General features: G+C 73.4%; 10 protein-coding genes. 4 read left to right on the top strand and 6 right to left on the bottom strand.

What is annotated here, in order from left to right; all coding sequences use genetic code 11:
* Nucleotides 1-384: 384 nt before the first annotated feature.
* Nucleotides 385-1,680 carry an aminotransferase class V-fold PLP-dependent enzyme gene (locus tag CAP_RS25925; RefSeq protein WP_044245752.1) on the bottom strand — a complete coding sequence of 432 codons (1,296 nt, stop codon included), beginning with the start codon at nucleotides 1,678-1,680 and terminating at the stop codon, nucleotides 385-387.
* Nucleotides 1,681-2,292: 612 nt separating this feature from the next.
* On the opposite strand from CAP_RS25925, the gene CAP_RS25920 reads away from it, so the two are divergent.
* Nucleotides 2,293-2,850 (top strand): hypothetical protein, encoded by a 558-nt coding sequence (locus CAP_RS25920; protein ID WP_156041144.1) that lies wholly within the window; start codon nucleotides 2,293-2,295, stop codon nucleotides 2,848-2,850.
* Here CAP_RS25920 and CAP_RS25915 read toward each other — a convergent pair.
* The 3 genes from CAP_RS25915 to CAP_RS25905 form a co-directional block, all read right to left on the bottom strand.
* Nucleotides 2,823-3,374: a hypothetical protein gene (locus CAP_RS25915; RefSeq protein ID WP_044245746.1), complete on the bottom strand. Its 552-nt coding sequence runs from the start codon at nucleotides 3,372-3,374 to the stop codon at nucleotides 2,823-2,825. The two genes, CAP_RS25920 and CAP_RS25915, sit on opposite strands and share 28 nt — an antisense overlap.
* A gap of 227 nt (nucleotides 3,375-3,601) precedes the next feature.
* Complete coding sequence (locus CAP_RS25910; RefSeq protein WP_044245744.1) at nucleotides 3,602-5,092, bottom strand: vWA domain-containing protein; 1,491 nt, start codon at nucleotides 5,090-5,092, stop codon at nucleotides 3,602-3,604.
* A gap of 226 nt (nucleotides 5,093-5,318) precedes the next feature.
* Entirely contained in the window at nucleotides 5,319-7,547 is a 2,229-nt protein-coding gene (locus CAP_RS25905) for a serine/threonine-protein kinase (protein ID WP_156041143.1), read from the bottom strand.
* Between the two features lie 523 nt (nucleotides 7,548-8,070).
* Here CAP_RS25905 and CAP_RS25900 point away from each other — a divergent pair.
* The 3 genes from CAP_RS25900 to CAP_RS25890 all read left to right on the top strand — a co-directional run bounded on the left by CAP_RS25900 (nucleotide 8,071) and on the right by CAP_RS25890 (nucleotide 10,600).
* Nucleotides 8,071-9,240, top strand: a complete 1,170-nt coding sequence (locus CAP_RS25900) for a hypothetical protein (RefSeq protein ID WP_044245741.1) — start codon at nucleotides 8,071-8,073, stop codon at nucleotides 9,238-9,240.
* Nucleotides 9,241-9,243: 3 nt separating this feature from the next.
* Entirely contained in the window at nucleotides 9,244-9,774 is a 531-nt protein-coding gene (tsaE, locus tag CAP_RS25895) for a tRNA (adenosine(37)-N6)-threonylcarbamoyltransferase complex ATPase subunit type 1 TsaE (protein ID WP_044245739.1), read from the top strand.
* A gap of 64 nt (nucleotides 9,775-9,838) precedes the next feature.
* Nucleotides 9,839-10,600 (top strand): MlaE family ABC transporter permease, encoded by a 762-nt coding sequence (locus CAP_RS25890; RefSeq protein ID WP_044245827.1) that lies wholly within the window; start codon nucleotides 9,839-9,841, stop codon nucleotides 10,598-10,600.
* Nucleotides 10,601-10,703: 103 nt separating this feature from the next.
* On the opposite strand, the gene CAP_RS25885 is transcribed toward CAP_RS25890, so the two are convergent.
* Both CAP_RS25885 and CAP_RS25880 read right to left on the bottom strand, forming a co-directional pair.
* Complete coding sequence (locus CAP_RS25885) at nucleotides 10,704-11,873, bottom strand: beta/alpha barrel domain-containing protein (RefSeq protein WP_044245738.1); 1,170 nt, start codon at nucleotides 11,871-11,873, stop codon at nucleotides 10,704-10,706.
* Nucleotides 11,874-11,935: 62 nt separating this feature from the next.
* Nucleotides 11,936-12,928, bottom strand: coding sequence for an ArsA family ATPase (locus CAP_RS25880; RefSeq protein ID WP_044245736.1), 993 nt, complete (start codon nucleotides 12,926-12,928; stop codon nucleotides 11,936-11,938).
* Between the last annotated feature and the right edge of the window lie 179 nt (nucleotides 12,929-13,107).

Genomic DNA, 13,107 nt, shown 5'->3' with positions numbered 1-13,107 from the left:
GATCCCTGTCGAATTTCCGACGCTCGCTCGTCCCACGAAGAAGTGCAAGTCCTGCGAGAACCCAGGGCGCATCTCTCGACGCGCGTCGCCAGGCCGCCATGCAACGCAGAGGCCATCGTCGGCGACGTGCGTAACCCCCGGCGCTCCCTGCGATGCGCAGCGCGCAGGGATGGTGGCACAGTCCTCGGGAGCGGCGGCGGGTGTGACATCGATGCCACAGGAGGCACCTCGATCCGAGGTCCCATGGCGACACAGCCCTCCGCCCACGCCCCTCGGACATCCGGTCCCTCTGCACCGCGTCACAACGTCCACGGCCGATCGTCCCTCACCCTCCCTGACCCGTGATCCCGTGGTGCGCTGCCGACCGGGAAGCAGGGCCGGGGGTCAGAGAGAGGAGGAGAACCGGGGGAGGACCGCGGCAGGCAGCGGCAGGAGCATCGAGAGGGCCTCGGTCAAGCGCGCGTACTCTCCCCGCGCGTTGTAGATCTGCGCGGAGATGCGCAGGAGGCGCCGGGGCGCTGCGGGCGCTGCGGGCGCTGCGGGCGCGGTGGACGCCGCGGTCCAAGGGATCACCGGCACCTCGATCCCGCACTGCGTGAACAGCGCCTCCTGCAAGGGATCGAGGAAGAGGGGGCCACGCGGCGCGGCGCCGTCTCCGGGGGGCAATGGCACGGACGCGAGGGCTCCGATCATGTCCTCGGGAGAGGGCGCGGCGCAGCCGAGGGCGGTGCAAAGGAGCGCCCGCGCCGCGAGCGCCTTGCGTCGGTTGTGCTCCATCAGGCCAGGCCACCCGCTGCCGTCGGGCATGAGCGTCGCCATGAAGCGGAGCGCCTCGGGGATGCACAGGAACGGCGTGGGGTCGAAGGTCCCCGTCCAGTCGAACTCCAGCCGGTAGCGCGAGCGGTCCTCGCGCGGCGCGTTGGCGCCGTGGCTGATCGACAGAGGGCGCACCGCGCGCTGCCTGTCGCGCCGCACGCAGAGGAACGCGGCTCCCTTGGGCGTGCAGATCCACTTGTGGCAGTTGCCCGTGTAGTACGCGGCGCCGAGCGCGCGCAGGTCGAGGGGCAGCATGCCTGGCGCGTGGGCGCCGTCGACGAGCACGTCCACGCCCCGCTCCGCGAGCGCCGCCACGATCTGCCCGACCGGGAAGACGAGCCCCGTCTGGCTGGTGACGTGATCCACGAGCGCGAGCCGCGTGCGCGGCCCCACCGCGCCGACGAGGGCGTGGACCACCTGCTCGGCGGCCTCGATCGGGAACGGCACCTCCACCACCACGACCCGCGCGGAGGCCCGCGCCGCGGCCGCCTCCAGCGCGTTCCGGCAAGCGTTGTACTCGTGGTTCGTGACGATCAGCTCGTCGTCGGGGCGAAGGTCGAGCGAGCGCAGGACGGCATTCACGCCAGCCGTGGCGTTGGGCACGAGGGCGAGGTCGTCCGGGTCCGCCCCGACGAAGGCGCCGAGCGCCGCGCGCGTGCTGTCGAGCAGCGGCTCCAGCGCGCGGACGAAGAAGCGCACCGGCTGGCGCTCCATCTGCTCCCGGAAGCGGGACTGCGCCTCCAGGACGACGCGGGGGCAGGCGCCGAAGGAGCCGTGGTTGAGGAAGGTGGTCTCCGGATCGAGCGTCCAGTGATGACGTACGTCCGCGGCATGGTCTGGGGGGAAGGAGGCGAGAGCGTCCATCGAGGTCGGGGAGGAGCGTACCCAGGTTGGACCGCGAGGTGGGCACGGGCACGTCATCACCCCTCGAACGAGGCACACCCACCGCCACACCCCAGCGTTCCAGGCGTCCCGCACCGCCGTGGGGCGGGTGAATGGCCTGGAGACTGCGCTTCGGGTCACTTACCCGAGGCACAGCGACCCGAGGCGCTCGGGTCACATCCCTTACCCACGGCACAGTGGCCCGAGGCGCTCAGGTGGCACCACTTGCCCACGGCACAGTGGCCCGAGGCGCTCAGGTGGCACCACTTGCCCACGGCACAGTGGCCCGAGGCGCTCGGGTCGCGCCACTTACCCGCGGCACAGCGGCCCGAGGCGCCCGGGTCGCGCCACTTACCCGCGGCACAGTGGCCCCGCGAGGTCTTCGACCCCCATTGGCGTGTGTTTGTGGAGGAGCCCACGGGCCCCCTGGGGTGGTGGGCCGGGTGGGGAACGTCCTGAGGCGGCGGCAGAAGGAGCGTCACCTCGCCCCACACGTCCGTGCGCTGCTGCACCCGGCGCTGTACCCTTGGCTGGCGACCGAGGGGAATGGCTGCCGCTCTGCGGCGCGGCTTGCTTGAAGATGGAGGTGTCTCGATGGTTCTGACCCGCGTACTGCCTGTGTGTCTGGCGCTGGCGCTCTGGAGTGGGACGGCGATGGCCGACGTGGTGGGTCCGCCGCCGGACACCTGTCCGGATGGCTCGACGCCGCAGACGTGTCACGGCGGGCCCTACTGCGCGCCCCGCACCTGCGCCTCGGAGAACGACTGCGACGCGGGAGAGCTGTGCGTCGATCGCAAGCTCTGCCTCGGTGAGCTGGGCTGCGGGGGCCTCCTGGAGCCCGACGCGATGCCGCCCATGACGCCGACCATCACCGGGACCTGTGAGGGCACCACGGCCTGCACGGCTCCCGCGACCTGCACCACCATGAAGGTCTGCGCGGTGAACGAGGGGGGCGTGACGCAGAGCTCGACCACGTCGTCCGGAGGCTCCAGCGGCAACGGCGGCTCCGACGGCGGGAGCGGGGACAGCGGCGGGTGTAGCTTCGGCGCCGCGCAGACCCGCGGCGGGCTCGTGGCGGCGCTCGGGGTGCTCGCGGCCGGCGCCGCGCTGCTCACCGCCCGGCGTCAGCGCCCCTCGCAGCGCCGCCGGTAGCCGTCTCCCAGCGCGTCCACGCCCTGCCCTCCCGAGGGATGCGCCGTGAGCCAGGCGAGGATCGCCGGCTCGCGCGCTTCCGGAGATGCCTGCCAGTACGCCTCCTCGAACCCGTAACGGATCGAGGTCACGCCGAGCGCGCGTCGGAGCCGCAGCTCCAGCGCGAAGGCGCGCGCTTCCAGGGTGAGCGCGCGCGCGACGGCAGCGTCGCAGTCCGGTGACCCGGGGTGCGGCGCTGGCGATCCGGCGATGGCGTGGAGGGCGAGGTGCCCGAGCCGCGCCGCCGCCTCGGCGTCCGGCGAGGCAGTGTCGAGCAGCACCACACCGTCGTCGGTGAGGGCAGAGACCGGGACCCGGCCGAAGCACACCCGCGGCGCGCCCCGGGGGAGCCGCCGCAGGATGGCCGCGCTCTCCGGGACCTCTGCGAGCTGCGCGACGAGCCGCTGGACACGGGGAGGATCGGCGGTGAGGCCCGCGGGGCAAGGTGGCGGGGGTGCTCCGCAGGCGACGGTGAAGGTCAGCACCCCGAGGAGACCCGGGAGGCAAGACCGCCGTGGACCGGGGCCGCGACCGCGACGAAGCCACCTCACCGACTCACCCGCGCGCGCTGGCTCCGCATCCAGTGCCTGGATCTACCACGGCAGAGCGCTCTGGAGACCGCGGGTGGCTGCGGGTGGAGCGCGGAGGGGGGCGCGACGAGCTCGGCTCGATGCTGGGGGGGCTGGCGCGCTGCGAGCCCCTGCCGTGTGGCTCAGTAACCCATCTGCTGCATGCCGGCGCCGTTCATCTCCAGGGCCCGGGCGCGGCGCGCAGGGGCGGGCGCGGCGGCCGCGGCGCGCGTTGTCGAGCGCTGCTTGGACATCACCGCCGCGGCGGCGAGGGCGCGCTGCTGCTCGTCCTTCGAGCGCGCCCTCGACGCGGTCTCCTGGAGCTTCTTCTCGGCCACGGCGAGCTTCTGGTCGGCGGCCTCGAAGTCGCCGGCGTTCACCTGCTGCGCGGCTTCCACCGTGGCCTGACCCGCGTCCATCATCGCCGCGATGGTCTGGGTGCGGGCGTTCTGGTGGGCGCTGACCACCGCGGTGTCGGGGGTGACCTGGTAGCGCGCGACGACCTCCTGCACCCGCTCCAGGTTGCCGTCGGCGGCGTCGCGGAAGTGCAGGCGCACGCTCGCCAGCGGGTGGGCGCCGTTCGCGGGCGCGTCGAGGTTGACGCGCACCAGCAGCTCGCGGTGCTGGCCGGAGAACATGCTCCCGAGGGCGACGCGCAGCGCGCCGTCGGAGGAGCGCTCGGCCCGGGCGCCGTTCACGCCGATGAGGGTCACGCCGGGTGCGGGCACGATCTCGACGAAGGCGTCGGTCGCGGCGGTCTCCTGCAGCAGGGCCAGCTCCTTCTGGAGGATGGAGGGCATGTCGCGGGGCTGGGTGAGGTGGTACAAGCGACCGCTGGAGCGCATGGCGAGCTCGTTGAGCGTGCTCTCGTCGTAGTCGACGCCGACGCCGAGGGAGGTGACCTGCACGCCCCGCTCGGCGCCGCGCTGGGCGATCTCGCCGAGGACCTCGGGGGAGGAGGGGCCGACGTTGGCCTGGCCGTCGGAGATGAGCACCACGCGCCGGACGGCATGGGTGCTCGGGGCCGTGACGGCGCGGCCCTCCCCGAGGCGCAGGCCGTCGAACATGTTGGTGCCGCCGACGGGTTCGAGCTGGTCCACGGCCGCGCGCACCGAGGCGCGGGTGCGGCTGTCGAGGACCACGGGGGGGACGATCTCGCGGGCGGTGTCCGAGAAGGTGACGACCGAGATCAGGTCGCCGTCGGAGAGGCCGTCGACGAACGCACGCGCCGCGGTGCGCGCGTGGAGGATCTTGTCGCCGCCCATGGAGCCGGAGACGTCGACGACCAGGGACACCGCGGAGGGGACGCGCGCCCTGCGCCGGGCAGCCGGCACGTCGATCCAAACCCCGAGCTGGGTCTCCTGGCGGCCCGGCACGACGAAGTCGCTCGCGCCGGCAGCGCCGATCCAGGTGCCAGCGTGCTCCTTGCGGCCAGGCTCTCCGCGCGCGCCGCCGGGCGTGTCGCTCGCCAGGATCTCGGCCGGGGAGGGCGCGGCGACGGCGAGCTTGCGCCCGGAGTCGGGGGAGGCCGCGGCGGCGTTCGCGGCCGTGGACAGGCTGGAGGTCGCGGCAGGGTTCCCGGCGCAGCCGGCGAGGAGAGAGGCCATGACGAGTCCGGTGAGGATGGTGCGCATGGAAGTGTCCTTCGCAGCCCCGAGGGCTAGCGGTGCGTGAGCAAGGAAATGGGTCGGGCGTCGCGGCGCGGCGGCGGCGCCTCGTCTCCCGGATGACGGGTCCGGGCCACGCAGCGCGGGCGCGCCGGGTGGCCCTGTTGCCTGGTCGGGGGCTTCTACGGACGAGGCGCGGAAAGGATCTGGGGGGCGGGAGAGAAAAAGATCGGGGGGACGGGCGCGGAGGCGCTCAGCGGCGCTTGGCGCGGCGGCGGGCCGGGGCGGCTGGGACCGCGGCGGCGGCGCGGGCAGCATTGGGCACGAGGTGGCGCAGGTTCCAGCTATGCAGGAAGAGGCGGCGCTCCAGCTCCTCGGTGCGGGCGCGGGCGCGCTGGATCATCACGGAAGGGATGAGGACCGTCGCGATGCTCACGAAGAGCAGGAAGGCGGGGGTGGCGATGGGGGGGAAGGCCATCATCCGCGAGAACACGGTCACGCCCTCGCCGTAGAAGGCGTAGGCCGGGGGGAGGACGCCGAACATCTGGAGGAGCGCTGGGGCGAGGATCGCGAGGACGTTCGCGACCATCGCGTGGAGGTGGTAGCGCCGGTCGCCCTGCACGATGAAGCCGATGGCGTGGCTCGTGGCGAGGGCGGGGACGATGAGGAAGGGACCCATCCAGAAGCTGAGCAGGCCGATCACCACCGTGGCGAGGGCGTGCACGGCGAACGCGGCGCGCGCGCTGACCCGCCGGCGGGCGGCCCAGATCGCGCCGGCAACGAGGGCGCCCATGAAGCCGAGCCCGATGTAGTACCAGTGGCTGCGCACGCCGAGGGGGAAGGCGAGGAGCATGCCCCCGAGCCAGCAGGCGTAGGCGATCATCAGCGCGCGGCGGCCGGCGCGGGAGACGCCGCTGCGGCTCGCCTCGAACTCCTGGCGGGCCTCGGGGGGCATCTCGCCGGGCGCCGAGAGCAGGAGCTTGGCGAGCGTCTCCATGGCGGCGGCGCTGTGGGGGTCGAAGGCCAGCGCGGCGAGGACGTTCTGCATGGCGTGCTCGCGGGAGCGGCCGACGTCGGGGCCCCCCTCGGCCGCGGCGGCCGCGGCGCGCGCCGCCTCCGCGACGTGCTCGGCGGCGAAGGCGCGGCGGCGCTCCATGTCGCGGTCGCCGTCGAGGAAGCGCTCCAGCGCCTCGTGCATGTCGAGCGCGCTCGGGTAGCGCTGCGCGGGCTCCATGGCGGTGGCGCGCACGCAGATCGCGTCGAGCTCGGGGGCAATGTTGCGCTGGGGCGCGCGGACCGAGGCGCGGGCGTCGGCGCCGTGCAAGGTGGAGGCGAACAGGGCCTGGAGGGTGGGGCGGCCGTGCAGCGGTTCGAGGGTGAGCATCTCGAAGAGGATGGCGCCGAGGGCGTAGACGTCGGTCGGGGGGCCCTGCAGGTCGATGTCGCCGCGCATCTGCTCGGGGGCCATGTAGCCGGGCGTGCCGAGGATCTGGCCGACCGCGGTCTTGGTGGCGAAGCGGGGATCGGTGGTGATGGAGGCGGTGCCGTCCTCGGGGTTCATGATCTTGGCAAGGCCCCAGTCGAGCACGTGCACCTCGCCGTAGTCGCCGAGCATGATGTTGCCGGGCTTGAGGTCGCGGTGGAGGACGCCGCGGGCATGGGTGAAGGCGATGGCGAGGCAGACGTTGCTGAACGCGCTGAGGAGCTTGCGGAGCGAGTACTTTGCGGCGATCTCCTGGTTCTCCTCGGCGAGGCCGTCGATGATGTCCTCCAGCGTCTTGCCGTGGACGCGCTTCATGGTGAAGAACGCCTCGCCGTTCGGCTGGATGCCGAGGTCGTAGACCGGCACGACGGCGGGGTGCTCGAGCTGCCCCTGCACGCGCGCCTCGCGCTCGAAGCGGGCGCGGACCTCGGGGTTCTGCATGTGCTCGGCGCGGATGACCTTCACCGCCACGTCACGGCCGATGAGCCGGTCGTTGCTGAGGAAGACCTCGCCCATGCCGCCCTCGCCGAGCAGGTCGCGGATCTCGTAGCGCTGCCCGGTCTGCAGCTCGTTGAGCGAGCCGAGGGCGATGTTGACGCTGGAAGGCGGCAGGGTCGCCAGGGGCGCGCGCACCGCGCTGCTGAAGCGGACGAAGGGCTGCGTCTGCCGGCTCTCGTCGAGCATCGAGTCCGTGCCGAAGCCGTCGCTGCTCATCGGGGCCACCTGCGTGGGCAGGGCGGGGAACTGCTGGCGGGGCTGTGGCGCGGGGGCAGCCGGCTGCGGGGTGGGGACGGACGGCTGCGGGGCAGGCGCCTCGACGTACGCCGTGGGGTAGCGAGGCTGCGTGGGGGGAACCGCCTGGAGCGCGGGGGCCGGCTGCGCCTGGGGCGCGGCATGGGCGGCGTACGCGGCAGGCGCGGCGTACGCCGCATGCGCCGCATGCGCGACGGGCGCGGCATGGGCGGCGTATGCGGCAGACGCGACAGGGGCCGCGTACACTCCGTATGCCGCGTGCGCTCCGTGTGCCGCCTGCGCTCCGTGTGCCGCCTGCGCGATGGGCGCTCCGTGTGCCGGCGGGGGCGCTGGACGCACGGGTGGGGCGGGAGGACGCGCGGACGGGGAAGGGGGGCGCGCCGAGGGCGCGGGGGGGCGCGCCGAGGGTGTGGGGTGCGGCGTGGGGTGCGGCGGGGAGAGCGCCTGGGGATACGCCGGGGGCGGTGGCGGCAACGCTTGAGGTGCCGCCGGGCCGGGAGCACGCGGCTGCGGCATCGGACGCGGCGGCGACTTCGGGGAGGCAGCCATGCACGGTCAGGCTACTCAAGTCGCGCGGGCTCCGCGAAGCTCATGCGTGAGAACTTTCGACACTGCGCGCCCGGCCAGGCCAGCGGGCCAGGAAGCGGACGCACGCGCCGGCAGCACGGGCGCACCGTTTCTGGAGAAACGGTGCGGCGGTCGGGTGGGGTGCCGTCCAGATCCGGCCGCGCTCTTGGGGCCGAGCCCTGCTGCCGGTAGCATCCGGCCGATGACCCGCTGGCTCCCGTGCTCCGCCGCGACGCTCGCGACGTTCCTGTTCGCCGGGGCGGCGCTCGCCGACCGCGTGGCGGTCCTCCCTGCCCGCGGAGGCACCGACGATGCGGCGCGGCAGACGGCGCAGGCCGAGATCACCCGAGGCCTCACGGCGCTGGGACACGAGGTGGTGGCTGACACGGAGGTGACCGCCTCGCTCTGGGCAGTGCTCGACGGTGTGCCCGACAGCACCGACGAGTACCGGACCGTGGGTACCGCCACCAGCGCGGGGTGGGTGCTCCTCGGGCTGATCGAGCCGGCGGTGAAGACCACGCGGGTCGAGCTCCTGGCGTTCCACGGATCCACCGGGAGGGTCGAGTCCGTGGCCCGCGAGGTCGAGCAGGAGCAGATGGGGCCGCAGATCCAGGAGATGCTGTCGGTGCTGGTGCGGCCGGAGGGCATCGGCGAAGGGGAGCTTCCCTGGGAGCGCGCGGTGACCCCGCCTGCGCCGTCGCCCGCGCCCCCCACGGCTCCGCCCGCGGTGCCCCCGGCAGCGCCAGGGCCGTCAACGCCGACCTCGCCGCCACCGGGAGAGGCGTCCGCAGCGGGGGGCTCCGACAAGCTCGCCACGATGCACTACCTCTCGGCGGTGCGCCGGGTGTGGCCGCCCTACTCGGGGGGGAAGCCGTTCGGGCTCTCGGCGTTGATCGGGTTCTCTCACGCGACAACCCGGCCCGAAGGCGCGATCGGCTCGGCCAGCGCCGCGTTGGTGTCGCTCCGCGCGAGCTACGCGTTCGCCGGGACCTTCGAGCCGTTCGTGCAGTTCGGGAGCAACCTCTCGGGGCCCGGCGCGGTGTGGGTCGAGGGAGGCGCGCGCTACCTGTTCACGCCCGGTCTGCACATGGGGCCGAAAGGCCTCGAAGGGATGGCCCTGCACTTCGGCCTGGAGGCCACGGCCGGCGCGTTCATCCGGCCAGGCCAGAGCGATCTGGAGGGGCCCAGCGACGTGAGGTACGAGCGCTCGCTCCAGGCGGGGTTCACGATGAGCGCGGCGGGCACGGTGATCGTGGGCATCTCACCCGGGCTGCAGCTCGAGGCACAGGTCGGCAACCTCCGCTTCGTCCCGCTCAGCGAAGGCTCGCTGGTCTTCGTGGGGGCGACGGCCGGCGTGGGGCTCCGGTACTGAGCCTTGAGGGTCGACCTTCCCACCCGGCGCCGGACGACGCAGCTCGCGCGCGCGCTCGCGCCACGGCTCACCCCCGGGGATCTCCTGGTCCTCGTGGGCGATCTCGGGGCTGGCAAGACGTTCTTCACCCGCGCGCTGGCGCGCGCCATGGGGGTGCCGCACGCGGTGCCGGTCACGAGCCCCACCTTCACGCTGGTCCACGAGCTGGAAGGGCGCCTGCCCCTCGCCCACGCGGATCTCTACCGGCTCGACCCGGCGGCCGCCGAGGAGCCGGACGGGGAGCTGGCGCAGCTCGGGCTGCGGGACCGGCGCGCCGAGGGGGCGGTGCTGCTGGTGGAGTGGGGGGAACCCTTCGTGGAGGCGCTCGGAGGGGACGCCCTGATGCTCCGCCTGCTCACCTCCCTGCCAGGGCCCGGGCCCGAGCGCGCGGCGGTGCTCTCGGCCACTGGCCCCCGCAGCCACGATCTGCTCGCGGCCCTGGCCTCTTCGCTGGCTGTGCTGCCGCCGGTCTGCGGCAGATCGCCGGGCCCCTGAGGGCCGTGCTACAAGGGCCGCCGTGGCGCAGGATGGGACGGACAAGAAGAATTCCCTGAGCGGGATGTTCGAGCCCGTCCTGTACTGGCTCGACAACGTCGGCAACATCATCACCCTGACCTTCGAGACGCTGCTCTGGCTGTTCCGGCCTCCTTTCCGGATCGGGCAGTTCCTCGCGGCGATGGAGTTCATGGGGGTGCAGTCGATCTTCATCGTCGGGCTGACGGGGACGTTCAGCGGGATGGTGCTGACCCTGCAGACGTCGTACGCGCTGCGCGCCTTCAGCGCGGAAGGTCGGGTCGGCGGGCTCGTGGCGGTGTCGCTCCTGCGCGAGCTGGCGCCGGTGTTCTCGGCGATCATGGTGACTGCCCGCGCCGGGAGCTCGATGGCCGCGGAGCTCGGGAACATGCGCGTGACCGAGCAGATCGACGCCATCACCACCATGGGGGTGAGCCCGGTGCAGTACCTCCTCTCCCCGCGGCTGCTCGCGTCGGTGACGATGCTGCCGCTGCTCTGCATCCTCTACTCGGCGCTGGGGATGGCCGGCTCGTACCTGGTCGGGATCGTGCTGCTCGAAGGCGACGTCGGGGTGTTCCTGCAGAGCATCCGCGACACGGCGGTGCCGAAGGACCTGTTCATGGGCCTGATCAAGGCCGGGGTGTTCGGCTTCATCCTCTCCTCGATCTCGTGCAGGCACGGCTACTACGCGAGCGGGGGCGCGCGCGGCGTGGGCCTGGCGACGACGCGCGCCGTCGTGGAGAGCTGCGTGACGCTGCTGATCGCGAACTACATCCTCACGCAGCTCCTGCTCGACACGGAGATGTGAGCGGCGGCGCGGGCGGCGCAAAGGACCTGCAGTCGCCGCAGGCCTGCGGGTCGCGGCGAGGCGCGGAAGTCGCGGCGGGGGTCGCGTCGGGGGTCGGCCCGGGTCACTCGGCGGTGCGGAGGCCGAGGACGCCGGCGGAGAGCTCGACGCGGTAACGCTCGGGGGCGTGGAGGTGGGTGACGGCGCGGGGGAGGAGCTGGCGCGCGGAGACGGCGCGCTCGCGGCCGGCGCGCGGGGGCTCGGGAGCTTCGAGGGCACGGCCTCCCCGGAGGACGGCGCGGGCGAGGGGCTGGAGCCTGGCGGCGCCGAGGGCGCGGGGGGAGCGCATGCGCTCGTGGGTCAGGTGCACGACGTCGACCACGGCGCGGCCGTCGGCGTCGAGGTAACGGGTGACCATCTTGCGGCCAGGGTGCGCGCCGGAGCGGTCGCTCACGCCGCGTCGAGGTACCCAGGCGCCCTCTTGCTCCAGCGCCACGATCTCGTGGCGGAGCGCGACCTGCACGCCCGTGGTTCCGGAGAGGCCGGAGGCGATCCAGCCGCCGGCGCGCTGGTCGAGGCGCTGGGCTTCGACGAGCTGGGCCTCCTCGTCGTCGCCTCCGAGGGGGATGAGGCGGTCCGGAGGGCCCCAGCCTTCCTCCGTCGGCATCTCGGGGGTGACGAGGGCGCCGAAGTCGAGCGTCGGCTCGCCGCGGAAGGGGATGCCGAGGGCCATGGCGGCGAAGGCGCTGGTGGTGGCCGCAGCGCCACCGACGTGGGCGGCGCGGGCGATGGCGAGGGACTCGCCGGACGAGGCCGCGCGCGCCGCGGAGCCGTCGATGAGCAGGCCGCCTCCCGCGGCGAGGTGGAGGCGGGAAGCGCGGGTGGCGACGAGGATGCCGCGGTGCAGGGCCGGGGTGACGAGGGCGCACGCGAGGAGCGCCTCGACGAGCGGGCCTTCGATGGTGGCGAGCGGCGCGCCGGCGAAGACCGGGGTGCCCTCGGGGACGGCGTCGACGTCGACGGCGAGGAGGGCGCCAGCGAGGCGGCGGGCGAGATCGTCGCTGAAGCCGACGGTGCGCTGGAGGCGCTGCAGCTCGTCCGGATCGGGGCCTTTCCGGGTGAGCTTCGCGGCGGCCTCTTCGAGCCCCGCGGCCACGAGGAAGCCTGCGTGGCGCGGCATCTCGACCACGGAGAGCTCGAAGCTCGCGCGGCGATCGCCAAGACCGGCGCGGAGCGCGCGATCCGCGTCGAGGAGCGCGATGCCGTCCTGGAGCAGGGGGCTCGAAGCGATCATCAGGCCAGGATAGCGCAAGCGGCGCGAGACAGGCGGCCCTCGCCAGCGTGCTCAGGATGGCGTCAGAGCCGCTTCGCGAGGCGACGCGTCCCTGCGGGCGTCGAGGCTTCGTCGAGGAGGAACGGCAACGTCACCATGGGGAGATCGATGGCGTGGCGGAGCCGCTCGAGCGTCTCGTGCTGCACCGCTTCACGCATGGCACGGCGGGCGCCGGCGACGAGCGCGAGCCGGGGTGTGCCGGTGTTGAGGAGAGGGGCCTCGATGTCGAGGAGGCGCGCGTCACCGAGGAGGCGCTCCCGCTCCGCGGCGGAGAAGAGGGGCGCCATGGCGGCGTTGATGACGAGCCGGTGCACGGGGAGGCCGAGGTCGCTCCGGATGGCGGTGGTGAGCTCGACGCTCTCGGTGGCCGGCAGCTCTTCGGGCAGGGTCACCACGACCACCCCGGCGCGGGCCGGGTCCCGGAACATCTCCCAGGCGGCCTCGGCGTCGCGGCGCAGCGCGCCGGCCGGGGCGACGTCGAGGATGATGCGGGGCACGCGGAGCATCTCCATGCCGTGGCCGGTGGCGGGCGCGTCGAGGATGACGACGTCGTAGCGGAAGGAACCGTCGGGCAGGGTCTCGGTGGTGTGGAACCAGGCCTTGCCGAGCATGGCCCACTCGGAGAGGCCCGGGACGGCGCGGAAGAAGGTCTTCGTGTACTTGTTGTCGAAGACGGCGTGCGCGACGGCCTTCACCTTGAGGACCATCTCGCCGTACTCGCGCAGGGCTTTGTCGGGCGAGATGTTCACCGCCCAGACGCGCTCGGAGACCTGCATGATCTCGTCGCCGATGGGGGGCGAGCCGAGGATCGCGGAGAGCCGCTCCTTCGTGTTGCACATGGCGACGAGCACCCGCTTGCCACGGGAGGCGAACGCCAGCGCCAGGGCGCCCGAGACCGTCGTCTTGCCGACGCCACCCTTGCCGCACACGAAGAGAAAGCGGCGGTCTTCGAGGACCGGAGCCGCAGAGACATCGGAACGGGCAGACTGGCTCGGGTTCTTCGGGCTCTTCGTCATCAGAAATCGCGCTGGGGGTTAAGCTCGGCTGGTGGCGGCCGCAACCTGGATCGCCGTGAAGGCTCGGGCGCAGCGTCGACGTTCGCCGCAGCGCGTTGCACTATACTCCGGTGACGCCGCCAGGGCCTGCGTGGAGTGCTCGCTTCTGCCGGTGGCGCACCGTCCGAGGAGCTCCGGTA

Origin of the sequence: Chondromyces apiculatus DSM 436, assembly GCF_000601485.1 — a bacterium.
Taxonomy (GTDB): Bacteria; Myxococcota_A; Polyangia; order Polyangiales; family Polyangiaceae; genus Chondromyces; species Chondromyces apiculatus.
This window is presented reverse-complemented; position numbering and strand designations above follow the sequence as displayed.

Coding starts and splice junctions, on each gene's coding strand:
- CAP_RS25925 (WP_044245752.1), bottom strand. CDS start 1,680: ATGGACGCTCTCGCCTCCTTCCCCCCAGACCATGCCGCGGACGTACGT.
- CAP_RS25920 (WP_156041144.1), top strand. CDS start 2,293: ATGGTTCTGACCCGCGTACTGCCTGTGTGTCTGGCGCTGGCGCTCTGG.
- CAP_RS25910 (WP_044245744.1), bottom strand. CDS start 5,092: ATGCGCACCATCCTCACCGGACTCGTCATGGCCTCTCTCCTCGCCGGC.
- CAP_RS25900 (WP_044245741.1), top strand. CDS start 8,071: ATGACCCGCTGGCTCCCGTGCTCCGCCGCGACGCTCGCGACGTTCCTG.
- CAP_RS25890 (WP_044245827.1), top strand. CDS start 9,839: ATGTTCGAGCCCGTCCTGTACTGGCTCGACAACGTCGGCAACATCATC.
- CAP_RS25885 (WP_044245738.1), bottom strand. CDS start 11,873: ATGATCGCTTCGAGCCCCCTGCTCCAGGACGGCATCGCGCTCCTCGAC.
- CAP_RS25880 (WP_044245736.1), bottom strand. CDS start 12,928: ATGACGAAGAGCCCGAAGAACCCGAGCCAGTCTGCCCGTTCCGATGTC.